Here is a 25,294-nt window from a genome sequence, read left to right on the forward strand (position 1 = left end):
TTTGTCGGTGAGGGCCGATAGACTGGACCTGGGGACGCCCCCCTGGGAGCGGCGGGGGCTGCTGTTCGTGGCCCCCGGGCCCAGCAGGCTCAGCGGGGGCGCAGGGTGATCTCCGTGGGGTGGGCGTCCGGGGTGGCTGATACCGCCGTTACCACCGCGGTGGCCACCGAGTCCGGCTTCAGCAAGCGGGACGTGTCGTACTCGCGGCCTTCGCCCGCGAAGATCTCCTGCTGCATCTCCGTGTCCGTGCGGCCCGGGTAGACCGATGTCACGCGGATCGTCGGCTCCTCCTCGCGGAGGGCGTCGGCGAACGCGCGGACCGCGAACTTGCTCGCCGCGTACGGGGACCAGCCCGGGCGGGCGCTCAGGCCCGCTCCCGAGTTGATCACCACCACGTGGCCGTGGGCCGCGCGCAACGCCGGGAGCAGCAGGCGGGTCAGCTCGACCACCGCCAGGGTGTTGATCTCGAAGTTGGCGCGCCACGCCTCCGCGGACGCGTCCTCGATGCGGCCCAGGCGCGCGACGCCCGCCGAGTGGACCAGGACGGCCAAGGACGAAATGTTCGTGACCGCCGATGCGAGCGAAGCGGGGTCCGTCAGCTCCACCGGCCACGGCTCCGCGCCCGGAAGTTCCTTGGCCAGCGCGGCCAGTGCGTCGGCGTCGCGGCCGCCGAGGAGGAGGCGGTGGGTCGGGGCCAGCTGGTGGGCGACCGCCGCGCCGATCCCGCGGGACGCGCCCGTCACCAGGGCCAGGGGAAGATCCGTCATGACCTCACCGTAGCGGCGAAGCCGGCGTCCACCGTGCGGTCTTCGCGCTGGCCGGGGCCGAGCGTCCGCGGGTCCGCGCAGCCGGACGCCGGGTCCGCGTCGGAATCGCGGGGGTCGTCGCCGGTGTCCTTGACCGTCGGGTGCCGGCCCTCCGCGGTGAAGCACACCTGGTACGTGCCGTCCTCCAGGCCGTTGAAGCCGTAGGTCCCGTCGGGGCCGGTGACCACGCTCGCCAGTTCCTTGCCGCTCGCGTCCTTCAGCACCGCCTTGACGCCGGCGAGGCCCGGTTCGCCCGCGTCCTGCAGGCCGTTGCCGTCCGAGTCGGCCCAGGCGAAGTCGCCGATCCGGTTCGGCGGGGAGACCAGCCCGAGGTCCGCCGCGAAGTCTTCGTGGGACGGCCCGCCCACGGTGCGCGGTGCGGTGCAGCCGTCCGGGTCGGCGTCGGAGTCGGAGTCTTCGCTGCCGACGTCCCTGCGGGTCACCGTGAAGTCCGCCGGGACGGCGAAGCAGACCTGGTAGGTGCCGTCCTTCAGCTTCTCGAAGCCGTACTTGCCCTTGTCGTCGGTCGTCGCGGTGCCGACCGTGCCGCCCGCGCCATCCTTCAGCGTCACCTTCACGCCCGCGACGCCGGGCTCGTCCGGGTCCTGCAGCCCGTCGCGGTTGCGGTCGGCCCAGACGAAGTCGCCGATCTTCGCGATCGGCGGCGGCGGGAGGACGGTGATCGTCGCCGACGCCGTTTTGTCGCCGAGCGTGCCGTCCGCGTACCGCACGCCGGTGACCTGCACCGTGTTGACGTGCCCGGTGTCGGCCACTGTGAGACCCGGGTGGTCGCAGGTCAGCTCCCGGTTCGCGCCCGCGGCCAGCGCGAACGGCTCGAACGACCCGGCGCACCACGGGTCCTGCACCGTGATCCCGGTGAGGTCCTGCGTGCCCTCGTTGGTCACGGTGATGCGGTAGTGCGCGGTCTGGCCCGCGGTCACCGTCGCGAACGAGGCCCACGCGCCGGTCGCCGGGTTCTGCACTTCCTTCTTCACCGAGTACGCCGCGAGCTCGAGGTCGACGCAGTCCCAGTGCAGCCGGTCGAGGGTGGTCGTGGCGAAGAACTTCACCGCGGCCGCCTTGGCCGGCGCCGTCACCGCCGCCAAGCGCTGCCGGACGAGGCTGCCGTCGCCGGAGTAGTGGTCGGCGACCAGTTTGTGCTCCTGGATCTGCGTGCCGGTGGCGTCGAAGAACCGCAGGCCGGTGCCGGGTTCGTACCGCGGCGCGCGCGAAGCGGTCCAGACGCTGAGGGTGTAGACGCCGCCGGGCACGAACCGCTCGGTCTGGTAGGCGGTGCTGGTCTTGCCGTCCGGCGTCTGGATGACCGCGGCCCGCTGCCCGTCGACGGCGTACTCCCGCTCGGTCAGCAGCTTCGGCGCCTTCGTGGCCGGTGTTCCGGGCGGGACCGGGGCGGCCGGGGCGAACAGGTACCCGTCCGGGGCGCCGTTGCGCGCCGCGAGTTCGACGCTCGGGTTCGCCGCGAGCCCGCCGCACGACGGCGCGGCGTCCGCGGCCGTGGACGCGGAGGCGGGCACCACCGCCGCCGCGATCGCCACCACCGCCACCGCCACCGCGCGCCCCGAGAAGATCACCCCTCGACTATGGCGCGCGGCGGGGGCCCGCACCGCCCGAGAACCGTTCACTTAAGAGTGAACCTCGGCCGGTGCGGGCCCGCTCGCGTCAGCGTTCGCCGATGCGCCCGGGCAGCCCGAAGCGGCCCTTCTTCCACACCGAAACGAGCGACGGCCGCGGCTGCGAGGTGCCGCCGTCGGGCCAGTGCGACGTCGGGTTCGCCGAGCTCGCCGCGTTCTCGCCCGGGTGCTGGACCGCGACGAGCACCAGGTGGTCCGTCACGACCGGGCCGCACGTTTCGGCGCCGACCGGCACCGAGAGGAACTGCTTGACGTGGCCGCGCTCGGCTCCGGTCACCGGCACCGAGAACAGGCCGTCGTTCCAGCCCAGCGCGTTGCCGTCGGTGGCGACCCACAGGTTGCCGTGCCGGTCGAAGGTCACGTTGTCCGGGCAGGAGATCGGGCTGACCTGGTCCTTCGGGAAGCCGCCGTAGTAGGTGTCGGCCGCCTTCGGGTCGCCGCAGACCAGCAGCAGCCGCCAGGAGAACCGGGTCGACGCCGCGTCGCCGCGGGCCTCCTCCCACTCCAGGACCTGGCCGTTCTTGTTGGCCACCCGCGGGTTCACCTCGTCGACGCCCGCCTTGCCGGCCGCGCCGCGGTCGCTGTTGTTGGTCAGCGCCGCGTAGACCCGGCCGTTGACCGGGTTCGGCTCGATGTCCTCCGGGCGGTCCATCTTCGTGGCGGCGACCTTGTCGGCCGCCTGCCGGGTGAAGACGTAGACCTCTTCGGCGGTCATGCCGTCCACAAAGGACTTGTTGCCGCTCACCAGCGGGATCCACTCGCCGGCGCCGTCGAACTCGCCGTCGGCCGGGAGCTTGCCGGTGCCGTCGATCTCACCCGGGCTGTCGCCGGTGAAGCGGGCGACGTACAGGGTGCCGTCGTCGAGCAGGGCCGAGTTGTGCCGCCGCGCGTGCGCGCTCTTGCCGGGCTTGTACTTGCCGTTCGAGACGAACTTGTAGATGTATTCGAACCGCTCGTCGTCACCGGTGTAGGCGGCGACGCGGCCGTCGGCGGTGATCTTGATGTTCGCGCCCTCGTGCTTGAGGCGGCCCAGCGCGGTGTGCTTGATCGGCGTCGAGGTGGGGTCGTTCGGGTCGATCTCGACGACCCAGCCGAACCGGTTCGGCTCGTTGGGCTCCTGCGCGACGTCCCAGCGCTTGTCGAACCGCTCCCACTTGCGGGTGCTGGTGCCGGTGCCGATCGCGTACCGCTTCAGCCGCGCGGCCGCGACCGGGTCGGTGACCTTGTCGGAGTTGGCGAAGTACTGGTGGATGTTCTCCTCGCCGGAGAGCACGGTGCCCCACGGGGTCACGCCGCCGGAGCAGTTGTTCTGCGTGCCGCGGACCTTGCGGCCGGTCGGATCGGCCGACGTCTTGAGGTACTTCGAACCGGCGGCCGGGCCGCGGACCTCGAAGATCGTGTCGAGCGTGATCCGGCGGCCGAACCGGCTGGGCACGACCTCCAGGCCCCCGCGGACCGGGTCGCGGCGGGTCAGCAGCACCGACAGCCCGTGCGCCGCCCAGGCGATCTTGACCTGCTCCTCGGTCGGGTTCGCCGGGTCGTACTGGTCGGCCGGGAACATGTGGACCTCGGTGCTGTACTCGTGGTTGACCACGAGCAGGTTGGTCAGGCCCAGCGGGTCCTGCGGGATCAGGCCGACGAAGTCGTTGTTGTAGCCGAACTGCTTGGCCTGCGCGGCCGCGGTCTGCTTGGTGAAGTCGAACTTCGGCGCGCCCGCGACGACCGGGTCGCCCCAGCGGATGACGACGCGCTGGGCGTAGCCGTCGGGGATGCTGACCGCGTCGAGCTTGTTCGGCGGGACCGGCGTGAAGTCCGTGCCGGGCACCGGGCGCGGCTTCGGCCCGTGACCGTTCGCGGTCGCGGCGCCGTCGGCGGCGGCCGCGGTGCCGGACAGCGCGGCGAGGCCGCCCGCGGCGGCGGCGAGCACGGCGCCGGCCTTGAAGACCCGGCGGCGGGACATGTCCTTGACGAGGTCGCCGAAGTACTCGTTCCCGGACTCGTTCGGCTCCGGGTGGGCACAGGCGTTGCCGCAGCGGTACTCGCAGGTGATCGGGGAACGTCCACCCGCGTGCGCGGGGAACAGCGGGAGCAGACGGTCGGGCACAGCGCCTCCATGGTGGGAGTTCGGGAACGAAGCGACCGTATGCGCCGAAAACCAGCCGATCCAGACTTCTGGGTGAACAACGGGTGTATTGCTCGCAATGCCCACCGGCGGACACCCCGAACGGCCGACGGCCCCCGGACACTTGGTCCAGGGGCCGTCGCTCAGCGTGAGCTCAGAACTCTTCGCCGACGAGCACCGCCTCCTTCGGCACGGTGTGCGGGTCCGCTTGCTTCTCCCGCAGCGAGAGCAACACGCCCGCGACGACGCACAGCACGGCCGAGGCGACGAACGGCGCCTGCGGCGAGCCGAACCACTCGGCGACGTGCCCGACCAGCGTCGCGGCGACCGCGCCACCGAGCCAGCGGCAGAAGTTGTAACCCGCGCTGGCGACCGGGCGCGGCGCGTCGCTGATCGACATCGCGGTGCCGGTGAACAGCGTGTTCAGCAGACCGGACACCAGCCCGGAAACGACGATCCCGGCGACCAGCACCGGCTTGCTCGGCACGGCCAGCACCACCATCAGCACGGCGTAGCCGAAAACGGCGGCCGCGGCGGCGTGCCGCTCGCCGAGCTTCGCGGCCAGCCGCGGGGCCAGCGCGACGCCGGCCACGGCGACGCAGAGGCCCCAGCCGCAGAACACCAGGCCGACGGCGATGGCGCTCCAGCCGAGGACGAACGGCGACCAGGCGAGCACCGCGAAGAACGCGGCGGTGTACAGCGCGGAGGCGACGGACGTGCGCAGCAGGCCGGGGTGCTTCAGCGCGCGCAGCGGGTCGAGCAGCTTGACCGGCGTGCGCTGCTCGTCCTTGTCGCTCTTGAGGAACACCGCGCACAGCACGAGCGCGCCGGCCATCAGGATCGCGGTGCCGAGGAACGGGCCGCGCCACGAGATGCTGCCGAGCAGCGCGCCCAGCAGCGGGCCGATCGACAGGCCGACGCCGAGCGCGGCCTCGTAGAGCAGGATCGCGCCGGACTGGCCGCCGGTCGCGGCCCCGACGATTACCGAAAGCGCCGTCGCGATGAAGAACGCGTTGCCGAGGCCCCAGACCGCGCGCAGCCCGACGAGCTGCTCGATCGACCCGGCGGCCGCGCAGAGGGCGGTGGCGGCGACGATCAGCGTCAGCCCGACCAGCACGGTGCGCTTCGCGCCGAAGCGGGCGCTCGCCGCGCCGGTGACCAGCATCGCGACGACCTGGACGCCGAGGTAGGACGAGAAGAGCAGGGTGACCTGGGACGGCGTCGCGTCCAGGCCCTTGGCGATGGACAGCAGGATCGGGTCGACCAGGCCGATCCCCATGAAGGCGATGACCGCGGCGAACGCGGTGATCCACACCTGCTTGGGCTGGCCCTTGACCGCGTCCAGCAGGCTCGAGTGGTGTTCAGCGCTCATCGCTGATCAGTTCCTCCTTCTTGGTGTCGACGAGCAATTTGGCGAGAGCGGGCAAGGCGGCCTCGATCGCTGCGCGGTCGGTGTCGTCCATCGCGATGAGCCGCTCGCGGAGGAACTCCTCGCGAGCCGTCACCAGTTCGGCGTAAAAACGCAGGCCCTCGCCGGTGACTTCGACCAGCACCGCACGGCCGTCGGCGGGGTCCGGACGGCGGGTCGCGAGCCCGAGCCGCTCCAGCCGGCCGACGACGTCGGTCATCGACGGCAGCTTCACCCGTTCGAGCTCGGCGAGCGCGCTCATCCGGCGCGGACCGCCGTTGACCAGCTCACTCAGCACCGAACCCTGGGTGAGGGTCAGCGTCAGCTGCGGGGTCTGGCGGCGCACCTGGTGGTACAGCCGGAAGACCAGCGGCCGCAGCCGGTGGGCGAGATCGGTGATCGCGGAAGTCACTTAGCTAGGCTAACAAAAATTAGTAAGCGTAGCTAAGTAAGTCGGCTCACAGGCTAGGCTCGGGGTATGGAAGCGGTGATCTTCGACCTCGACGGCGTCCTGGTGGACTCGGAGCGCATCTGGGACGAAGTGCGGCGCGCGGTGGTCGCCGAGCACGGCGGCACCTGGCGCGAGGAAGCGACCCGGGCGCAGCAGGGGATGAGCACGCCGGAGTGGGCGCGGTACCTGGTCGAGGAGCTGGGCGCGCGGTTGTCGCCGCCGGAGATCGCGACGCTGGTGGTCAAGCGGATGGCGGCGCGGTACGCCGCGGAGCCGCCGCTGATCCCGGGGGCCGTGGACGTCGTGCGGCAGGTGTCGAAGCGCTGGCCGGTGGCGATCGCGAGCTCGTCGCCGGTGATCTTGATCAAGGGGTTCTTGGATGTGACGGGGTTGCCGGTGGGGGCGGCGGTGTCGTCGGAGCAGGTCGGGGCGGGGAAGCCGGCGCCGGATGTGTACTTGCGGGCCGCTGAGCTGCTGGGGGTGGCGCCGTCGGATTGCGCGGCCGTGGAGGACACGACGAACGGGCTGCGGTCCGCGCTGGCTGCGGGGATGGCCGTGTACGCGGTGCCGAACCCGCATTTTCCGCCGGATGAGGCGGTGCTGGAGGAGGCGACGGCGGTGGTGGAGAAGATCACCGACCTGCCGGGGGCGCTGGGGCTCAGCTGACTTCGAAGCGCACCGGCGGCGAGCCGGGATTCACGTCGGCGAGGAACACCTGACCCAGGTCCACCGCGGCGACCGCCCTGGCTTGGCTCAGGTCACCCGCGGCGTCGTAGAGACGCAGCGTGTGCACCGTCCGGTCGACGAGGAAGACCGCCTTGCCCGCGGGCAGCGGCCCACCGTTCTTGCCGACGTACCCGGCGCTCACGGGATATCCCGACACAGGAACGCACGACGGTGACTCGGTGCCGAAGTTCGAGTCCGTCCCGCCGTGGATCGCCCCCTTGGGCAGTGCCTCGATGCAGAACACGGGCCGGCCCGTGTTGTCGAGGGACTGGGAGGCGTACGAGGTCCAGGTGTTCGTTTGCCCCGCGAAGTCGATGAGCGCCTTCGGCTCGCCCGAGAAGCTCAAGGGCAGCGAGATCTCGGGCTTCGTGAGCACCAGCTCCTGTCCCGCCTGCGTCGCGGGCTGCGGAGGCGGAGGCTGGGCCGTGTTCAGCTCGGTGGCCAGCAACACGCTGGTCAGCACGACCAGCACCGCGGCCAGCGGGGCAACCCACACCGCGGCCCGCCTGCGGCGCGACGGCCGCCGCTGCCTGCGCTGCTGCTCCGCCCAGGCCGCGTCGAGGTCGGGCGTGACCTCCCCGGCCTGTCCGCGCAGTGCTTCGGCCAGCTTGCGTTCGAGGTCGGTCATCGCTCACCTCCCAGGTCGTCCCCCAGATGCTTGCGCAGATTCTCCATCGCGTGGTGGGTGGTCGCCTTGACCGTGCCCGGGGAGATACCCAGGATCTCCGCGATGCCCGCCGTGCTGAGGTCCAGCCAATACCTCAGCACCAGCACCTCGCGCTGTCGCCTGGACAGTTTCACCAGCACCGCGCGCAGCCGCTGGTGCTCCCAGTTCGCCACCGCCCTGACCTCGGCCGACAGCTCGTCCGGCGGCCGCTCCTGCGGGGTCCTCCGGACGACGCGCAGGTGCCGGGTGCGTGACCGGGACATGTTCACCACGGTCGTGCGGAGGTAGCCGGCCACGCGCGTGTGGTCGGTCAGGGTGTCCCAGCGCTGGTGGAGCTTGACGAACGCCTCCTGCGCGACGTTCTCCGCGTCGTCCGCGCCGAGCAGGTGCGCCAGCCGGGTCATCTGGCCGAAGTACTCACGGAACAGGTCGTGGAAGGTCGGCGCGCCCAGGTCCCCCGGCGCGCTCTCGCCCACGCTCGCACTCACACCCCGCCAACGCCCACCCCGCCCCACCGGTTTAGTCCATCACGCGAAGAAGGCCGCCACCAGCGGTGACGGCCTTCGACGGGGACAGCTCTACCGCTCGACCTCGCCGCGGATGAACTTGTCGACGGCGTCGCGCGCGGTCGAGTCGTCGTACTGCTCCGGCGGCGACTTCATGAAGTACGACGAGGCCGACAGGATCGGGCCGCCGATGCCGCGGTCGAGGGCGATCTTCGCCGCACGCACCGCGTCGATGATGATGCCCGCCGAGTTCGGGGAGTCCCACACCTCGAGCTTGTACTCCAGGTTCAGCGGCACGTCGCCGAACGCGCGGCCCTCGAGCCGGACGTAGGCCCACTTGCGGTCGTCGAGCCACTGCACGTAGTCCGACGGTCCGATGTGGACGTTGCCCTTGCCGAGGTCGCGGTCGACCTGCGAGGTGACGGACTGGGTCTTCGAGATCTTCTTCGACTCGAGGCGCTCCAGCTCCTTCATGTTCAGGAAGTCCATGTTCCCGCCCACGTTGAGCTGCATCGTCCGGTCGAGCTGGACGCCGCGGTCCTCGAACAGCTTCGCCAGCACGCGGTGCGTGATGGTGGCCCCGACCTGGGACTTGATGTCGTCACCGACGATCGGGACACCGGCGTCTTCGAACTTCTTGGCCCACTCGGGGTCGGAGGCGATGAACACCGGCAGCGCGTTGACGAACGCCACGCCGGCGTCGATCGCGGCCTGGGCGTAGAACTTGTCGGCCACCTCGGAGCCCACCGGCAGGTACGACACGAGCACGTCGGCCTCGGCCTCGCGCAGCGCGGCGACGATGTCGACCGGGGTCTCGTCGGACTCCTCGATCGTCTCGCGGTAGAACCGGCCGAGCCCGTCGTGGGTGTGGCCGCGCTGGACGGTGACGCCGAGCGGCGGCACGTCGGCGATCTTGATGGTGTTGTTCTCGGAGGCGAAGATCGCCTCGGACAGGTCGCGGCTGACCTTCTTGGCGTCCACGTCGAACGCGGCGACGAACTCGATGTCGCGGACGTGGTACCCGCCGAAGTCGACGTGCATCAGACCGGGGACGCGGGTGGCCGGGTCCGCGTCGCGGTAGTACTGGACACCCTGGACCAGCGACGCCGCGCAGTTGCCGACGCCCACGATGGCCACCCGTACGCGGCGGTTGTCGCCCATGGGGGTTTCTCCTTCAATCTGTGTCTGTTCAGTAGGTCTGTGCCGCGACGCTGCGGCCGGGCCGGGCGGCTCAGGTCTCCGGACCCTGCCGTTCGGCTTGTTCGTGCGCGATCAGCTCGTTGAGCCACCGCACCTCCCGCTCGCTGGTCTCCAGCCCCAGCCGGTGCAGCTCGCGGGTGTAGCGATCGATCTTCTCCTCGGCCCTGGCCAGCGCCGCCCGCATGCCCTCGCGGCGTTCCTCGACGCGACGGCGGCGGCCCTCGAGGATCCGCAACCGCACGTCGGCCGGGGTCCGCGAGAAGAAGGCCAGGTGGACACCGAAGCCCTCGTCGTCCCAGGTCTGCGGCCCGGCGTCGCCGAGCAGCTCGCCGAAGCGCTCCTTGCCCTCCGCGGTGAGCTTGTAGACCCGCCGCCCGCGCCGCGACCAGGCGCGGTCGTCGGCCTCGTCCAGCTCTTCGACCAGGTACCCGGCCCGCAGCAGCTTCCGCAGGGTCGGGTACAGCGAGCCGTACGAGAACGTCCGGAACGTGCCGAGCGTCTCGTGCAGCCGCTTGCGCAGCACGTACCCGTGCATGGGCGCTTCGTGCAGAAGACCGAGGATCGCGAACTCCAGCACACGCACCCCCTTCCGGGAACAAACCGAGACCACCCGCGTTGCTCCGAACGAGCGCCTCGATCCAACCTACTCAGCCACTATATCGCGCCGATACATCGAAGTGGCGAAGCTAACCCCGCCCAACCACCCATTGCGGGCGAAATTCACCGGAGAGTTATCGAGGCCCCGGCGTGTCCACGCCGGTCCGGGGCTTGACCGCGCTAGGGGGCGTGGACGCCACAGGAAGAGCCCGTACTCTGTTCTCGTGATTAACCAGCGGCAGGTCGTGGACTACGCGTTGCAGCGCCGTGCGCTGCTCGCCGAAGTCCGCTCCGGGCGCGTCGGCAGCCACGAAGCCTGCGACGCGAGCCCGTACCTGCTGCGGGCGGCGAAGTTCCACGGCCGGGACGGTGATCTGCCCTGCCCGATCTGCCGCCAGGAGCCGCTGACCCTGGTGTCCTGGGTCTACGGCGACGAACTCAAGCACGTCGCGGGCTCGGCGAGGACCCCCGAAGAGCTGGCCAGGATGGCGGGCTCGTTCGCCGAGTTCACCGTGTACGACGTCGAAGTGTGCCGGGCGTGCCACTGGAACCACCTGGTCCGGTCATACGTCCTGGGCACAGGGGAACCGGCCGGTCCGCGAAGGACCGCAGGCCGGTGAGCCACCGTACGACCATCGCAACACGCAGGTCAGTGCCCCTGCGGGTACTGATCCGGGAGGCCCATCCGTGACCGACGACAACCGCTCCTGGCCGAACCAGGAGCCAGATGCACCTCGCCGCGCCCAGTGGCCGGGTGAAGAGGCGGGACCGGCGTGGCCGGGTGAGCCCGCTCGGCGCCCCGACCCGGCTCGCGGTGGACCTCGGCAGCCCGGCCCGGCCTGGCCCGCCGGTGACGAAGGTGGCCAGCAACGGCCCGATGACCAGCCCCGACGGCCGCAGGCCCCCCGCGGTCAGGCCGGCGCGCCCGGCAGGCGCCAGCCGCCTCCGCCCGGCCGCCGCCCCGGCGGACCGCCCGGCTCGCCGCCGCAGGGTTTCCGGCAGCCGCCGCCCGGCGGGCGGCGGCCCGAACCGGCGCCCGAGCGTGAGCCGGATCTCATCACCCACCACGCGCACAACGGCACCGAAGACGGCTTCGACTCGTACGACGACGACCGCTTCGACGAGTTCGCCGACGACGTCGAGCCCCAAGCGGAGCTCGACGAGAAGGGCCGCAAGGTCCTCACGCCGGCGCAGCGGAAGAAGCGGCGCTGGAGGATCATCCGGCGGGTCGCCTACGCGTTCGTCGGTCTCTTCTTCGTCGTGCCGGCGATCGCGTTCGTGATCACGTACTTCCTGGTCGACGTGCCGACGCCGGAGAGCGTCGCGGCGCTGCAGAGCCAGCCGGTCACGTACTACTACTCCGACGGCAGCGTCATGGGCAAGTCGCTGCCCAAGGGCGGCGACCGCCAGCTGCTCAAGCCGGGCGAGATCCCCGAAATCGTCAAGCGCGCCGTGTACTCGGCCGAGGACTCGACGTTCGAGACCAACTCCGGCTTCGACGTCAGCGGCATCCTCCGCGCCGTCTACAACCAGGCCACCGGTGGCCAGGGTGGTGGGTCGACCATCTCCCAGCAGTACATCAAGAAGGCCACCGAGAACGACGCCCCGAGCCTCAGCCGGAAGTGGACCGAGCTGGCCAAGTCGTTCAAGATGAACAACCAGCAGTCCAAAGAAGAGATCATCACCGGCTACCTGAACATCATCTACTTCGGCCGCGGCGCGAGCGGCATCCAGGCGGCCGCGAAGGCCTACTTCGGCAAGGACGTCAAGGAGCTCAGCGCGTCCGAAGCCTCCCTGCTGGCCGGCCTGATCCAGGGGCCGAGCCGCTCGGAGAACCAGGAGTACGCCCAGCGGCGCTGGAACTACGTGATGGACCAGATGGTGGCCAACAAGTGGCTGCCGGCCGCCGAACGCACGAGCGCGCAGTTCCCGACGCCGATCCCGAAGGCGTCGAAGGACTCCGGCCAGACGTTGCCGTACCACATCGCGCAGCGGATCGACGACGAGCTGGCCGCCGAGGGCTACGACAGCGCCCGGCTGCACTCGACCGGCGCGAAGGTCTACACCACGATCGATCCCAAGGCCCAGAAAGCGGCCGAGGACGCGGTCACGAACAAGCTGAAGGGCCAGAGCGACGACCGGCTCCTGGGCGCGCTGGTCGCGGTGAGCCCGAAGACCGGCGGCGTCCTCGCGTACTACGGCGGCCCGGACACCGTGAAGGACGAGAACGGCAAGGACAAGGTCGGCCAGGACTGGGCCAGCGTGCCGCAGAACCCGGGCTCGTCGTTCAAGGCGTTCGACCTCACCGCGTACCTCAAGATGGGCAAGGGCCTCGGCGACACCTTCGACGGGTCGAACAACCGGAAGTTCCCCGGCCGCGCGACCCCCCTGCGCAACGCGGGTGACAGCGCCAGCTGTGGTCCCCAGTGCACCGTGGCCGAGGCGATGGAGATCTCCGCGAACACCGTGTTCTACGACATGGTGCTCAACGTGACGAAGCCGGCGCGCGTGGCCGAGGCCGCCAACGAGGCGGGCGTGCCGACGTCGCCGCAGATGAGCGGGGACATCAACATCGCGCTCGGCGGTGGCGCCACCGTGGCGACGCCGGAAACCATGGCCGCGGGGTACGCCACCTTCGCCGGCGGCGGCATGCGGCGTGACGCCCACTTCGTCGCCAAGCTGACCAACGCCCAGGACGAAGTCGAGTTCGACGAGAGCAAGTACCAGCCCAAGCCCGCGTTCAGCGACGACGCGCAGAAGACCGCGCAGATCGCGGGCAACGTGACCACGGCACTCGGCCCGGTCATCACCCACTCGAAGCTGAAGTGCCCGACCGGTCACCAGTGCGCCGGCAAGACCGGTACGCAGCAGTACGACCTGCGGGACGGCGACCCGAAGAACTACGCGGAACGCAACGCGCAGACGTGGATGGTCGGCTACACGCCGTCGGTCGCCGCCGCGGCCTGGGTCGGCGGCGACGGCAACGTCCCGCTGCACGACAACCAGAACAAGCCGATCTTCGGTAGCACCTACCCCGGGCCCATCTGGGAACAGTTCATGAAGAACTACCTCGACGGGACCCCGGGCGAGAAGTTCGACAAGGTCGAACCGATCGGCAAGGACGCCAACGACGTGACCACGACGCAGGCGAAGCCGTCGGACACGCCGACGCCGTCGGAGACGCCGAGTTCGACGCCGACGCCGTCGACCTCGGAGACGCCGACCGAGACCGAGTCGTCGTCATCGTCCAAGCCGACGAAGACGCCGCGGCCGGGCCCGGGCGGGCCGACACCCCCGCTGCCCGGTGGTGACGGGTTCGCCCGGCCACCGGGTTCCGGCGACGAATGACCGAGGGGCCCCGCACTGCGAAGTGCGGGGCCCCTCTTTCGCCGGTCCCCGGTTCAGCAGTTGCGGATGGTCCAGACCGGGCCCCAGTAGTACTCGTCGTCGAAGCTGTCGGGCGCCGGCGTCGTGAAGAGCAGGTTCCCGGACTGGCCGTAGAACCGAGCGCGCGTGCCCGGCGTCTGCTGGTTGATCCAGGAACCGGTACCGGTCCAGTTCGGCAGCGAATAGCCGGCGCAGTTGTACATCTCGATGGCGTCACCCATGTACCAGTGCTCGCTGTAGGCGCAGAAGTACCCGTCCTTGGCGTGCTGTTCGCCGTAGAAGCACGGGTCCCAGTCGGCCGCGGTGTTCGCCGTCTTCAGCTCCCGCACCTTGGCCTCACCGGGCACGGTCAGCAGGACGGTCGCGGTGCCGTTGACATCGATCTTGTTCGGCGCGATCTGCTTCCCGCCGGTCGTGGCGAGGTAGCGATCCGCTTTCGCCTGCAGCGCCGTGGCTTGGTCGGCGGTCAAGCCCGCCGCCACCGCCTCCGCGCGGAAATCCGGGTGCGCCTGCGCCGCCCCCGCCGACACCGCGCCGCCGAGCAACGACAGCGCCGTCGCGGCGAGCACCGCGGCGAGACGTCTTCCAGACATTGTGTCCCCTTCCGAGAAAAGCAAGACAGCGAAACCCCAACGGTTCGCAGCGTGCCCGACGGGAGCCGGGGTGATCAAGAAAGAAAAATGAATTGCTTCCAATGGAGCAAGGCGCCGGCACCGGCTACCGCACCGGACGCAAAAAGGAAGTGAGACTCCAGAGACCAGCGGGGTTTTTGTCCGTTAATCCACCCGAATGGCGGCTGGCGCCGGCTGAACCGGGAGAGCTTTGATGATCGTGTGAGCTGGGACGTTTGCCCTGGCCACGACCGCTGGTGCACGGGGAGGCGCCGGCGTCGCAGCAGTACCCGGGGGAGAATCGTGGTCACAGTCCTGCCTTCGCCGCCCTGGTGCGCCGATCCGCGTCGAGCCTTCACCGCCTCCGCTGGATAGCGCTTTTTCCTTTCACCATTCCGCGCATTTCAAGGATTTCGCATGCCGGTTTCCCCGGCGACCGTGAATTCGGCGCGCCCGGCGTGCGAGAGAGGGACGAAATGAGACGAAGCTGGCCCAAAGCCGCGGTCGCGGCACTGGCCTTCCTCACGTTGACGCCGATGGTGACCGCCGCGGCCGACCCCGATGCGGTCCCCACGCTGCCCCCGGGGGCGGTGCAGGCCAACAGCACCCCGGCACCGCCGGCCGACCCGCCCGCCGTCGACCCCGGCAAGCGCGACGAACTGCTCGGGCAGGGCTGGCAGCGCTCCGGCGACCGGCTCTGGACCACCAGCAGCGACGCCTCCGGGTTCCACGTCCTCGTGGCCGAGGCCAAGACCGGCTACACCTGGCGCACCGCGGCCACGCTCGGCAAGCCGAACGCGGACGTCGACCAGTGGATCGGCAACGCCTGCGTCACCGGCTCCGGCCAGCGGGCGGTCGTCGTCTACGCGCCGCGCCGGTTCACCAACAAGGAGGCCCTGACCGGCCGCGGCGGTCTCACCGCGGTCGTGGACCTCACCACCGGCGCGGTCACCAACCTGCCGGTGCGCACTTCGCTCGCGTACTACAACCCGGGGTGCGGCGCCGGGGAAACCGCCGCGCTGACCCAGGAAGCCGACGAGGACCTCGGCAAGACCGGCGTGCTCGTCGTCGACGCCGCGACCGGGAAGCTGAGCCCCCGCACCGAACTGGCCGGCCAGGTCACCTCGGCGACGCCCACCGCCGGCGGTTTTGTGGTGGCGGACCGGCTGGGCCTGCTGAAGGTCGCCGACGGCGGCGCCCGGACCCGGCTGGTCAAGGACACCGGCGGCGTGCCGTTCGGCGTCCGCGCCGACTCGGCGGACGGCGTTGTGTTCATGGACCGCGACCAGGACAAGGCCCGCGTCTTCCGCGTGGCCCCCGGCGCCGGCGGCAAATCCGCCGTCACCGCCCTGGCCAGCGGGAAGTTCGGCGCGCTCGACGTCGCGAGCGGGGCGGGCGGCCGCGTCTTCATCACCGGTCAGGCCGACAAGCTCGGCGCGCTGCCCGCGCCGGTGCGGAAGCTGGACACACCCGCCACCACCGAGGTCTCGACCCTCGGCGAGGCGGCCGTCACCCGCACGCAGACGAAGATCACCAACCCGGACCCGTCGGTGCCGGAGCAGGTGCACATCGAAAGCCGGAGCACGAAGACGGGCAAGGCGCTCGGCTTCAGCTTCGACCCCGGTTCGACGCCGAAACCGCGCTGGAGCGACACCACCGACCCGGCGCGGACGTGTTCGGTGCCGCGCAACAACACCGGCGTGCAGGTGTACCAGCCCAAGCCGAAGCAGGTGGAGTGGGCGGCCGACATGGCGGTCAAGGGCCACCTCTTCAACTCGCGCCCGGCGAACTGGAACAACAACGGCATCAGCGCCTACACCCCGCAGGGCATGTTCCCGCCGGTCGCGCTGTCGACCGGTGGCCAGGTGCCCGCGCAGATCATGCTCGGCATCCTCGGCCAGGAGTCGAACCTGTGGCAGGCCAGCCGGTACGCGCTGCCCGGGGAGACCGGCAACGCGCTGATCGGCAACTACTACGGCCTCGACATCTACGACGACAACGCGAGCAACGACTGGGACATCCACTGGGACGACGCCGACTGCGGTTACGGCGTCTCGCAGATCACCGACGGCATGCGGCTGGCGGGCCACGCCAAGCCGGGTGAGACGCTGCTGCCGGCGAACCAGCAGATCGCGGCGGGCACCGACTACGCCGCGAACGTCGCCGCCGGGCTGCGGATCCTCGTCTCGAAGTGGAACCAGATGCAGAGCGCCGGGATGCGCGTCAACAACAACGACCCGGCGAAGATCGAGAACTGGTTCTACGCGACCTGGGCGTACAACTCGGGCTACCACAACGCCGGCGAGGCGGGCAGCAACGGCGCGTACGGGCTCGGCTGGCTGAACAACCCGGCCAACCCGCGCTACAACCCGAGCCGCCACCCGTTCGGCAGCGACCCGCACGACTTCGCGCACCCGCAGCTGTGGCCGTACGAGGAGAAGGTGCTCGGCTTCGCCACCTACCCGCCGAGCGGGTTCGAGGCGCCGGGTGCCGAGGTGCCGTTCTTCCGCGCGGCCTGGTGGAACACCGAGGGCTACCGGGCGCAGGCCGTCCCGGCGCCGCAGCTGTTCTGCACCGGGGACAACGCGTGCGACTGGGGTTCTTCGCACACGCCGAACGCCCCCGAGGTCGCCGGTGAACCCGCCGGTCCGTGCGCGCACACGAACAGCGCGGGACAGTACGACCTCAAGTGCTGGGTGCACAGCGCGCTCAACTACAAGGCGAACTGCGACAACGAATGCGGCCACGAGTTCATCCGCTACGACTACCCGGACTTCGCGGCGGAACCGGCTAACGGGACCAGCTACCCGCCCGCCTGCAACACCTTGGGGCTGGCCGGTGACGCCCTGACCGTCGACGACGTGCCGGACGCGACCAAGCCGATCCAGAACCCGAACTGCAACGGGATCGGCAAGAACTTCGGCAGCTTCGACTTCACCTTCGCCAAGGACACAGGTGGGTTCGAGTCGTCGAAGGTCGACCTGCACCAGCTCGGCGGCGGCTACGGCTCGCACTTCTGGTTCAGCCACACCCGCGCCGACGGCGTCGAGGGCCGCAAGACCCAGATCACCGGCACCTGGACGTTCACCGAGATCGACGGCCTGGCCAGGGTCAAGGTGCACATCCCGGCGCACATGAGCGACGGCGGCACGGTGACCTACACGATCGACACGGCCAACGGACCGGTCGCGGTCCGCGCGGCCCAGTCGACCAGCACCAACGGCTGGATGAACCTCGGCGTGTTCCCGTTCAAGGGTGTGCCGAAGGTCCACCTCGGCACGATCGACCAGACCGGCGACGGCACGGAGAAGGTCGCTTGGGACGCGGCCGCGATCGAACCGGCGTACGGCACGGACGAGCAGGGTGACTACAACCCGAGCTTCCACAACGACGGCTCACAGATGTGCCTGATGCTGCGGGGCAACACCACCGCCAACGGCGCGGTCGTCGAGCAGCGGGCGTGCAACGCCTTCACCGCGAACTACTGGCACCTCAACGACCTGCGCACCGAAGGCACCGGTATCGACCTGGTGCACATCACGCAGGTCGTCGACCGGGGCAGCCACCTGTGCCTCGCGGTCGCCGGCGGCAGCACGGCCAGCGGGGCGGGGATCGTCGAGGCGGCCTGCGACGTGAACGACCCGGCCCAGCAGTGGAGTTTCGGCTCGCTGACGAACACCGCGGCGAGCACGTCCGAGGGCCTGCACAACGTGAAGAGCGGTCTCTACGTCGGGCCCAAGGACTCGGCGAAGACGGCAGGCGCGCCGATGACCCAGCGGGCGCTCGACCTCGACGGTGACCACGTGCTCGACGACACCCAGTGGTGGGGGAAGTACATGAGCGAGGCGCCCTGACCGGCACCGGCTCGACCGGGCCCGGCAGGCACCCCGCCTGCCGGGCCCGTTCTTTTGTGCACCACCGGCGTGAACCACCGCCGCCCGCGGTCCGTGTGGAGTGTCGAGGGGTCTGCGCCCGCAGCCCACTTGCGTACCGAGGACGGCCCGTGTACACCGACCGAAATCGCTCGAGGTCCGGCCGGAGGCCGGTTGCGCGTGGTCGTTACCAGCCACGCCGGCCTCTCCCGCGGCCGGCCGAACCGGCCGAGCCCACCGCCGACGTCCCGCCGCGCCCGGCTCCGGACCTGCGCAGACGTCGCTGGAAGACGGTCCGCAGAGTGCTGTACGTGCTGTCCGGCCTGTCCATTTCGGTGCCGGCGGTCGCGTTCGTGATCACGTACTTCGCCGTCGACGTGCCGTCGCCGGACACGGTCGCGCAGTCGCAGGGCCAGGCGGTCACCTACCTCTACGCCGACGGCACGGAGATGGGCAAGGACGTGCCCACCGGCGGGAACCGGCAGATCCTCGACCCGGCCCAGATCCCGGACGTCGTCAAGAAGGCCGTGATCGCCACCGAGGACGCGTCCTTCGAGACCAACTCCGGCTTCGACGTCTCCGGCATCCTGCGGGCCGCCTACAACCAGGTCACCGGCGGGTCCGGCGGCGGGTCGACGATTTCGCAGCAGTACATCAAGAACGCCTCCGGCGACGACGCACCGACGTTGACGCGCAAGTGGGTCGAGCTCGCGAAGTCGTTCAAGATGAACCAGACCTACGAGAAGGCGGACATCATCACCGCCTACCTCAACATCATCTACTTCGGCCGCGGCGCGTACGGCATCCAGGCGGCGGCGCAGGCGTACTTCGGCAAGGACGCGGCCCAGCTGAACTACTCCGAAGCCGCGTTGCTCGCCGGGCTGGTCCAGCAGCCGGGCCGGTCGGAGAACGCGACGGTGGCCCGCGACCGCTGGAACACCGCCCTGGACCGCATGCAGCGCAACGGTTACCTGACCCCCACCGACCGGAAGGCGGCGAAGTTCCCGACGCCGATCCCGCTCGTCGAATCGCGGCAGGGCAACACGGTCAACCCGTTCGTCAAGAAGCAGGTGAAGGCCGAGCTGGCCGCGGCGGGGATCTCCGAGGAGAAGTACTACTCGGGCGGGTTCCAGGTGTTCACGACCATCGACGCGAAAGCGCAGGACGCCGCCGAGAAGGCCATCGCCCAGGGCATGGCCGGGCAGACCGACGACCGCATCCTCGACGCGCTGGTCGCCGTCGACCCCAAGTCCGGCGGCGTGCTCGCCTACTACGGCGGCGAGCCGGTCGTGAAGGGCCCGAACGGCGAGGACCAGGCCGGGCGCGACTGGGCGGACGAACCGCACAACCCCGGGTCGTCGATGAAACCGTTCGACCTCACCGCGTTCCTCAAGGGCGGCCGCGGCCTGAACGCGGTCTTCGACGGCCGCTCGCCGCGGTCGTTCCCCGACGTGCCGCTGCCGGTGCGCAACGCCGGGACCAGCAGCAGCTGCTCCGAACAGTGCACGGTGGCCGAGGCGATGCAGCGGTCCACCAACACCGTCTTCTACGACATGGTGCTCAACGTGACCAAGCCGTCGGGGGTCGCCGAGGCCGCGCAGGAAGCGGGCATCCGCACGAAGGACAACGGCGGCCGCAGCGAGCTGTTCACCGGGGACAACAACATCTCCATCGGCGGCGGCCAGACCGCGGTCACGCCGGCGGACATGGCCGCCGCGTACGCGACCTTCGCCTCCGGCGGTATCCAGCACAGCCGCCACTTCGTGCAGAAGGTGACGAATTCCCAGGGCGAGACCGCCCACGAGGCCGACGCGCGCGCGACGGACGCGTTCGCGGACAACAACCGCGACCGGAGCCGGCAGATCGCCGGGAACGTCACCGCCGCGCTGGCACCGGTGATCCCGTTCTCCCGGCTCTCCTGCCCGGCCGGGCACGAGTGCGCGGGCAAGACCGGCACCCAGCAGCACACCCCCGGCGACGACGAACCCGCGTCCGCGGCGAACGCGAACTCCCAGACGTGGATGGTGGGCTACACGCCGTCGGTCTCCGCCGCGGTGTGGGTGGGCAGCGACGGCGACAAGGCGCTGCGCGGCCCGACCGGCGCGCCGCTGACCCCGTCGGTCGTGGCCGCTCCGGTGTGGCAGCGGTTCATGCAGCTCTACCTGGCCGGCAAACCGGCCGAGCGCTTCGACCGGGTCCAGGCGATCACCTCACCGCAGGACGACCAGCTGCAGTTCCAGCAGCAACAGCTGCAACAGCAACAGCAGCAGCAGCAGCAGGACGATCGCTTCACCATCGGCCGCGGCGGCGACAACGGCGACAACGGGGACCGGCAGCAACAGCAGCAGGACCGCGTTCGCGGCAACGACCGCCGCGACGGCCGGGGTCCCGGGCGCGGCAACGGGAACGACACCGGCCAAGCGGATTTCGGCCCGTGACCACCGTGGTCTGACAGGATGATCGCGGGACACCCGTCCCGCGATTGTCCGTCGGGAAGGCCATGCGGAAACTCGCTCCCCTCACGCTCGTCGCCCTGCTCCCCCTGCTCGCCCTGACGACGACCGCGGACGCCGCGGGTCCGTACTGGGCCGATCAGCTCGGCCTGTCCCGGGCGTGGGCGCTGTCCGAAGGCGCCGGCGTGCGGGTCGGCCTGGTCGACACCGGGGTCGCCGCGGAACCCGACCTCGACGGCGCGGTGCGGCCCGGCGCGGACTTCCCCGACCTCGGTGCTCCCGCCGGCGACACGATCGGGCACGGGACGACCATGGCTCTGCTCATCGCCGGGCGCGGCACCGCGGGCACCCGCGGAGTCGCTCCGAAGGCGGAAATCCTGCCGGCCCGGCTGACCGGTGGCCCCGCGGACGCGGTCGCCGCCGTCCGCTGGGCTGTGGACCAGGGCGCGAAGGTCGTCAACCTTTCGCTCGGCAGCGGCGGGCGGACCACCGGCTACGACGAAGCCGTGACCTACGCGCGCGACCACGACGTGGTCGTCGTCGCGGCGGCGGGCAACGCGGGGGAGGACCGCGAGGTGACCAGCCCGGCGGACCGGCCGGGGGTGCTGGCGGTGTCCGCGGTCGACCGGGCCGGGAAGTTCCGCGACGACGTCAGCGTGTCCGGCCCGGAGGTGGCTTTTGCGGCTCCCGGTGTCGACATCTCGACGTCCCGGCCCGGTGAGAAGGCGCCGACTTCGGGCACGAGCCAGGCCGCCGCGATCGTGTCCGGCGTGGTGGCGCTCGTGCGGTCGCGGTACCCGGAGCTGACCGCGGCGCAGGTCACCGACCAGCTGGCCCGGACGGCGAAGGACCTCGGCCCGCCCGGGCGGGACGACGAATACGGTTACGGGCTGATCGACCCGGTGGCCGCGTTGTCCACCGAGCCCGCGGTCGACGGGGGTACGCCGTGGTGGGTCATCACGTTGGGCACCGCCGGTGGCGTGGCCGTGCTCGCCGCGGCCTTCCTGCTCTTCCGGCGAAGGAGGCCGTGACCTCGGAGCTGGGGGTCACCGAGGTCACGGCCGGTCAGGGGGTCAGAGCTCGACCACGGTGCCTTCGACGCCGGAGCGGTGGGCGGCCTCGATCACGCGCAGGGCCGCGACCGACGACGCCGGGTCGACCGGGAACTCCCCTTCGCCGCGCAGCGCGTCGCGCACCTGGACGTAGAACTGCTCGTAGCGGCCGGTCTCGGTGGGCACCGTCTTGACGTCGGTGCCGACGCCGATCCGGCCCGCGTCCGCCGCCGGTTCCACGCCCCAGCCCTCGTCGCCGGGGCGCATGCCCGCCTTGATCTGCGGTTCCTGCACGTCCAGGCCGTACTTGGTGAACGTCGCCTGCTCGCCGAGGACCCGGAACCGCGGGTTGAGGGTGCCCGCGAGCGCGGACGCCCACAGGTGCGACCGGACGCCGTTGGCGTGGTGCAGCGCGACGAAGACGTCGTCGTCGACCTGGACACCGGCCCGGCGCCGGTCGACCTCCGCGTAGACCCGCGTGACCGGGCCGAACAGCTGCAGGGCCTGGTCGACGATGTGCGCGCCGAGGTCGTAGAGCAGGCCGCCGGCCTCGGCGGGGTCGCCGAACTCGCGCCAGTTGTCCTTGGGCTTCGGCACCCAGCGGTCGTAGCGGGACTCGAAGCGGAACACCTCGCCGAGCCGTCCGGACTCGAGGACCTTCCGCACGGTGAGGAAGTCGGAGTCGAGCCGCCGGTTCTGGAAGACCGTCAGGCCGACCCCCGCCGCCTCGGCCGCGGCGACGACCCGCTCGGCTTCGGCCGCGGTCGGTGCGAACGGCTTGTCGACGACCACCGGGAGGCCGGCTTCGATCGCCCGCAGGGCGAGCGGCACGTGCGTGCGGTTGGGCGTGCTGACCACAACGAGGTCCAGGTCGCCCGCCCGCTCGAACAACGCGTCGGCGCCGGGGACGATCTCCGCGCCCGGGTGGTCGGTGCGCGCCTGCGAGGCGTTGCTCGTTGTCGTGATCACCGCCGGGGTGAGCCCGGGCGTCGCCGCCACCAGCGGCGCGTGGAAGACGCGGCCGCCGATGCCGTACCCGAGGATGCCCACGCGCAAGTCGTCCGCCATGGCGTCATTAAACAACAGCGTTGCCTAATTGACCAGCCGTGCGAAGATCCTGTCCATGGCGGAAGGGGTGAACCTGCGCGACGTGCGCGAGCACAACCGTGCCCTGCTGCTCACGCACATCCTGCGTGCCGGCGGCCTCAGCCGGGTGGAGCTCGCCGAACGGACCGGGCTCACCCAGCAGGCCGTCTCCAAGATCGTGCCCGAACTGCTGAGCACCGGCCTGCTGGACGAGCAGCGCCGTCAGCCCAGCGGAGCGGTCGGCAAACCCCGCACCCGGTTGCGCATCCGGGCCGGCGCCAAGCACGCGCTCGGTGCCCGGCTCGACCGCGACGAGTTCCGCGTGCTGCGCACCAACCTCGTCGGCGAGGTCGAAGAGACGGCGGGCGGCCCGCTGCCGCCCGGTTTCACGCCCGCGCAGGCCGTCGACGCCATCGGGGCCACCGCGCTGGAGCTCGCCGACGGCTTCGACGTGCTCGGCCTCGGCCTCGGCGCGGTCGGGCCGCTGGACCACCGCGCCGGCCTGGTCCGCGCCGCGACGAACATGCCCGGCTGGCACGACGTCCCCCTGCGCGGCCTGCTGGAGCAGCGCACCGGGCTGCCGGTGACGCTCGACAAGAACACCAACGCCGCCGCGTTCGCCCGGCTCTGGCCGCACGGGGAGCCGACGGCGACCGCGGTGGTGCTCGTCGGCACCGGCATCGGCGTCGGCCTGCTGATCGACGGGCGGCTCTACCGCGGCCCGCGGACCAACGCGGGTGAGTTCGGGCACACCACGATCTCCTACGACGGACCGCGCTGCGCCTGCGGGCGGCGCGGCTGCGTCGAGATCATGGCCAAGCGCGCCCCCGACACCCGGACCGCCGCCGGCTTCCTCGGCATCGGGCTGGCCGACCTGGTGCAGGTGCTCGACCTGGAGCGGATCGTGCTGGCCGGACGGGCGGTCCGGGACGAGCCGGACGTCCACCGCGAAGCCGTTTCGGACCGGCTCGAGGAACTGCTGCCGCTGCCGCACTGGCAGCGCATCGAGGTCGTCGAAGACGCCTCCGGCGAGGAGATCGTCACCCGCGGCGCCGCCGCGGAAGTGCTGGCCTCGTACTACGCGAATCCGGCATGATCACCGGCTTCACCGCCGCGCGCGTCGATCACCGATACGATCCGCCTCGTGCCAGAGGAGACCACGCGGGAGCCGGAACCGGGCCCCGTGACGCTGACCCGGGCGGAACGGGTCGTCCCGAGCTGGAACGAGCCGCTCGCGGCGGCGGTCACCAGACCCCTCGGCGGCCCGCTCGGTGACCACGCGGCGGTCGGCAGGCACTGGTTCTGGTCGCCCCAGCGCGTCGGGCTGCTGCTGGCCACCCTGGCGCTGATGCTCTGCTGGTTCGGCAAGGGCTCCTGCATCCAGCAGTACCAGGACTCCAGCGGGGCCACCCAGCTCGACTGGCGCGCGGGCCGCCCGTTCGTCGCCATGTGCTACTCCGACATCGTGCCGCTCTACAGCTCCGAGCGGCTCGACCGGCCGGGCACCTTCCCGTACTTCACGTCGTGGAAGGAAAGCTCGCAGACCGCCGAGAACAACACCCGCTACATGGAGTACCCGGTGCTCACCGGCCTCTTCCAGTGGGCGAACGCGGTACTCGCGACGGGCTGGTACCGCGTCGCCGAAGCCGGCTGGCTGCCCGGCGCGCTGCCCGTGGCCATCTACTTCAACCTCACCGCGCTCTTCCTGTCGGCCGCGTGGCTGGTCACCGTGTGGGCGACCGGCCGGACGGTGAGACGCCGTCCGTGGGACATGGTCCTGGTGGCGATCTCCCCGCTGGTGCTGGTGCACGCCTTCACGAACTTCGACACGATCGCGACCGCGTTCACCGCGACCGGCCTGCTCGCCTGGGCGCGCAAGCGTCCGCTGCTCGCCGGGCTCCTGCTCGGCCTCGGCGCGACGGCGAAGCTCTACCCGCTCTTCCTGCTCGGCGTGCTGTTCGCGCTGTGCCTGCGCGCGGGGAAGCTGACCCCGTTCTGGAAGACCGCGGGTGCCGTCGTCGTGACGTGGCTGGCGGTGAACGCGCCGTTCATCCTCACCGCGACCCGCGGCTGGTGGGAGTTCTTCCGGATGAGCGCCCTGCGGCCGATGGACCCGGACTCGCTGTACAACGTCTTCTCGTACACCACCGGCTGGCCCGGGTTCGACGGCGTGCTGCAGAAGAACCAGACGCCGACGTACCTGAACCTCACCGTGGCCGTGCTGTTCCTCGCCTGCTGCGCCGGGATCGCCTACCTCGCGCTCGCGGCGCCGCGACGGCCGCGCGTCGGCCAGCTCGCGTTCCTCGTCGTGGCCGCGTTCCTGCTGACGAACAAGGTGTGGAGCCCGCAGTACTCGCTGTGGCTCGTGCCGCTGGCGGTACTGGCCATCCCGCGCTGGCGGCTGCTGCTCGGCTGGATGCTGATCGACGCCCTCGTCTGGGTGCCGCGGATGTTCTACTACCTCGGCGTCGACCACAAGGGCCTGCCCGAGGGCTGGTTCCTCGGCACGGTCGTGGTCCGCGACCTCGCCGTCATCGGGTTGTGCGTGCTGGTGGTCCGGGAGATCTACCGGCCGGGCACCGACCTGGTCCGGATGGCCGGCGACGACGACCCCGCCGGCGGCTTCCTCGACGGCGCCCGTGACGTGATCATCCCGAACGCCACCCGGCGCCGCCGGAAGGCCGTAGGCGTTTGAACC

The 25,294-nt window shown here is 70.9% G+C and carries 19 protein-coding genes; 8 read left to right on the top strand and 11 right to left on the bottom strand.

Going from position 1 to position 25,294, the window contains the following annotated elements:
• Window positions 1–89: 89 nt before the first annotated feature.
• From Q5425_RS40155 to Q5425_RS40175, 5 genes are all read right to left on the bottom strand, one after another.
• Window positions 90–767, bottom strand: a complete 678-nt coding sequence (locus Q5425_RS40155) for an SDR family oxidoreductase (RefSeq protein ID WP_308677652.1) — start codon at window positions 765–767, stop codon at window positions 90–92.
• Window positions 764–2,398: an SdrD B-like domain-containing protein gene (locus tag Q5425_RS40160; RefSeq protein WP_308677653.1), complete on the bottom strand. Its 1,635-nt coding sequence runs from the start codon at window positions 2,396–2,398 to the stop codon at window positions 764–766. The genes Q5425_RS40155 and Q5425_RS40160 overlap by 4 nt, the downstream gene beginning before the upstream one ends.
• A gap of 88 nt (window positions 2,399–2,486) precedes the next feature.
• Complete coding sequence (locus Q5425_RS40165; protein ID WP_308677654.1) at window positions 2,487–4,562, bottom strand: PhoX family phosphatase; 2,076 nt, start codon at window positions 4,560–4,562, stop codon at window positions 2,487–2,489.
• A gap of 172 nt (window positions 4,563–4,734) precedes the next feature.
• Window positions 4,735–5,952 carry an MFS transporter gene (locus tag Q5425_RS40170; protein WP_308677655.1) on the bottom strand — a complete coding sequence of 406 codons (1,218 nt, stop codon included), beginning with the start codon at window positions 5,950–5,952 and terminating at the stop codon, window positions 4,735–4,737.
• Window positions 5,942–6,400: a MarR family transcriptional regulator gene (locus tag Q5425_RS40175; RefSeq protein ID WP_308677656.1), complete on the bottom strand. Its 459-nt coding sequence runs from the start codon at window positions 6,398–6,400 to the stop codon at window positions 5,942–5,944. Before Q5425_RS40175 ends, Q5425_RS40170 begins: the two co-directional genes overlap by 11 nt.
• Window positions 6,401–6,466: 66 nt before the next feature.
• Between Q5425_RS40175 and Q5425_RS40180 the strand changes: the two genes are divergently transcribed.
• Window positions 6,467–7,105 carry an HAD family phosphatase gene (locus Q5425_RS40180; RefSeq protein WP_308677657.1) on the top strand — a complete coding sequence of 213 codons (639 nt, stop codon included), beginning with the start codon at window positions 6,467–6,469 and terminating at the stop codon, window positions 7,103–7,105.
• Here the strand turns inward: Q5425_RS40180 and Q5425_RS40185 are convergent.
• The 4 genes from Q5425_RS40185 to Q5425_RS40200 form a co-directional block, all read right to left on the bottom strand.
• Entirely contained in the window at window positions 7,098–7,793 is a 696-nt protein-coding gene (locus Q5425_RS40185) for a hypothetical protein (protein WP_308677658.1), read from the bottom strand. The two genes, Q5425_RS40180 and Q5425_RS40185, sit on opposite strands and share 8 nt — an antisense overlap.
• Window positions 7,790–8,308, bottom strand: coding sequence for a SigE family RNA polymerase sigma factor (locus Q5425_RS40190; protein WP_308677659.1), 519 nt, complete (start codon window positions 8,306–8,308; stop codon window positions 7,790–7,792). The genes Q5425_RS40185 and Q5425_RS40190 overlap by 4 nt, the downstream gene beginning before the upstream one ends.
• Window positions 8,309–8,410: 102 nt before the next feature.
• Entirely contained in the window at window positions 8,411–9,499 is a 1,089-nt protein-coding gene (locus tag Q5425_RS40195; protein WP_308677660.1) for an inositol-3-phosphate synthase, read from the bottom strand.
• Window positions 9,500–9,569: 70 nt separating this feature from the next.
• Window positions 9,570–10,115, bottom strand: a complete 546-nt coding sequence (locus Q5425_RS40200; protein WP_013230991.1) for a PadR family transcriptional regulator — start codon at window positions 10,113–10,115, stop codon at window positions 9,570–9,572.
• A gap of 244 nt (window positions 10,116–10,359) precedes the next feature.
• On the opposite strand from Q5425_RS40200, the gene Q5425_RS40205 reads away from it, so the two are divergent.
• The gene (locus Q5425_RS40205; protein ID WP_308677661.1) at window positions 10,360–10,755 is read left to right on the top strand and encodes a DUF5318 domain-containing protein; all 396 of its coding nucleotides are present in this window, start codon (window positions 10,360–10,362) and stop codon (window positions 10,753–10,755) included.
• Window positions 10,756–10,822: 67 nt separating this feature from the next.
• Complete coding sequence (locus Q5425_RS40210) at window positions 10,823–13,483, top strand: transglycosylase domain-containing protein (RefSeq protein ID WP_308677662.1); 2,661 nt, start codon at window positions 10,823–10,825, stop codon at window positions 13,481–13,483.
• A 53-nt stretch (window positions 13,484–13,536) separates the two neighbouring features.
• Here the strand turns inward: Q5425_RS40210 and Q5425_RS40215 are convergent, their stop codons facing one another.
• The gene (locus Q5425_RS40215) at window positions 13,537–14,115 is read right to left on the bottom strand and encodes a hypothetical protein (protein WP_308677663.1); all 579 of its coding nucleotides are present in this window, start codon (window positions 14,113–14,115) and stop codon (window positions 13,537–13,539) included.
• A gap of 494 nt (window positions 14,116–14,609) precedes the next feature.
• Between Q5425_RS40215 and Q5425_RS40220 the strand changes: the two genes are divergently transcribed.
• From Q5425_RS40220 to Q5425_RS40230, 3 genes are all read left to right on the top strand, one after another.
• The gene (locus Q5425_RS40220; protein ID WP_308677664.1) at window positions 14,610–17,987 is read left to right on the top strand and encodes an RICIN domain-containing protein; all 3,378 of its coding nucleotides are present in this window, start codon (window positions 14,610–14,612) and stop codon (window positions 17,985–17,987) included.
• Window positions 17,988–18,136: 149 nt separating this feature from the next.
• The gene (locus Q5425_RS40225) at window positions 18,137–20,443 is read left to right on the top strand and encodes a transglycosylase domain-containing protein (RefSeq protein ID WP_308677665.1); all 2,307 of its coding nucleotides are present in this window, start codon (window positions 18,137–18,139) and stop codon (window positions 20,441–20,443) included.
• A 62-nt stretch (window positions 20,444–20,505) separates the two neighbouring features.
• The gene (locus Q5425_RS40230) at window positions 20,506–21,489 is read left to right on the top strand and encodes a S8 family serine peptidase (RefSeq protein ID WP_308677666.1); all 984 of its coding nucleotides are present in this window, start codon (window positions 20,506–20,508) and stop codon (window positions 21,487–21,489) included.
• Window positions 21,490–21,531: 42 nt separating this feature from the next.
• Here Q5425_RS40230 and Q5425_RS40235 read toward each other — a convergent pair whose 3' ends face one another.
• Window positions 21,532–22,578, bottom strand: a complete 1,047-nt coding sequence (locus tag Q5425_RS40235) for a Gfo/Idh/MocA family oxidoreductase (RefSeq protein WP_308677667.1) — start codon at window positions 22,576–22,578, stop codon at window positions 21,532–21,534.
• A 55-nt stretch (window positions 22,579–22,633) separates the two neighbouring features.
• On the opposite strand from Q5425_RS40235, the gene Q5425_RS40240 reads away from it, so the two are divergent.
• Window positions 22,634–23,692, top strand: a complete 1,059-nt coding sequence (locus Q5425_RS40240; protein WP_308677906.1) for an ROK family transcriptional regulator — start codon at window positions 22,634–22,636, stop codon at window positions 23,690–23,692.
• A gap of 48 nt (window positions 23,693–23,740) precedes the next feature.
• Window positions 23,741–25,291, top strand: coding sequence for a glycosyltransferase 87 family protein (locus tag Q5425_RS40245; protein ID WP_308677668.1), 1,551 nt, complete (start codon window positions 23,741–23,743; stop codon window positions 25,289–25,291).
• Window positions 25,292–25,294 lie beyond the last annotated feature (3 nt).

Origin of the sequence: Amycolatopsis sp. A133 (assembly GCF_031082405.1) — a bacterium.
In the GTDB taxonomy this organism is placed as follows: Bacteria; Actinomycetota; Actinomycetes; order Mycobacteriales; family Pseudonocardiaceae; genus Amycolatopsis.

Excerpts from the sequence above, each read along its gene's own strand:
- Q5425_RS40240 (WP_308677906.1), top strand. The coding sequence starts at position 22,634 with ATGGCGGAAGGGGTGAACCTGCGCGACGTGCGCGAGCACAACCGTGCC.
- Q5425_RS40195 (WP_308677660.1), bottom strand. The coding sequence starts at position 9,499 with ATGGGCGACAACCGCCGCGTACGGGTGGCCATCGTGGGCGTCGGCAAC.
- Q5425_RS40170 (WP_308677655.1), bottom strand. The coding sequence starts at position 5,952 with ATGAGCGCTGAACACCACTCGAGCCTGCTGGACGCGGTCAAGGGCCAG.
- Q5425_RS40230 (WP_308677666.1), top strand. The coding sequence starts at position 20,506 with ATGCGGAAACTCGCTCCCCTCACGCTCGTCGCCCTGCTCCCCCTGCTC.
- Q5425_RS40235 (WP_308677667.1), bottom strand. The coding sequence starts at position 22,578 with ATGGCGGACGACTTGCGCGTGGGCATCCTCGGGTACGGCATCGGCGGC.
- Q5425_RS40180 (WP_308677657.1), top strand. The coding sequence starts at position 6,467 with ATGGAAGCGGTGATCTTCGACCTCGACGGCGTCCTGGTGGACTCGGAG.
- Q5425_RS40215 (WP_308677663.1), bottom strand. The coding sequence starts at position 14,115 with ATGTCTGGAAGACGTCTCGCCGCGGTGCTCGCCGCGACGGCGCTGTCG.
- Q5425_RS40185 (WP_308677658.1), bottom strand. The coding sequence starts at position 7,793 with ATGACCGACCTCGAACGCAAGCTGGCCGAAGCACTGCGCGGACAGGCC.
- Q5425_RS40155 (WP_308677652.1), bottom strand. The coding sequence starts at position 767 with ATGACGGATCTTCCCCTGGCCCTGGTGACGGGCGCGTCCCGCGGGATC.
- Q5425_RS40220 (WP_308677664.1), top strand. The coding sequence starts at position 14,610 with ATGAGACGAAGCTGGCCCAAAGCCGCGGTCGCGGCACTGGCCTTCCTC.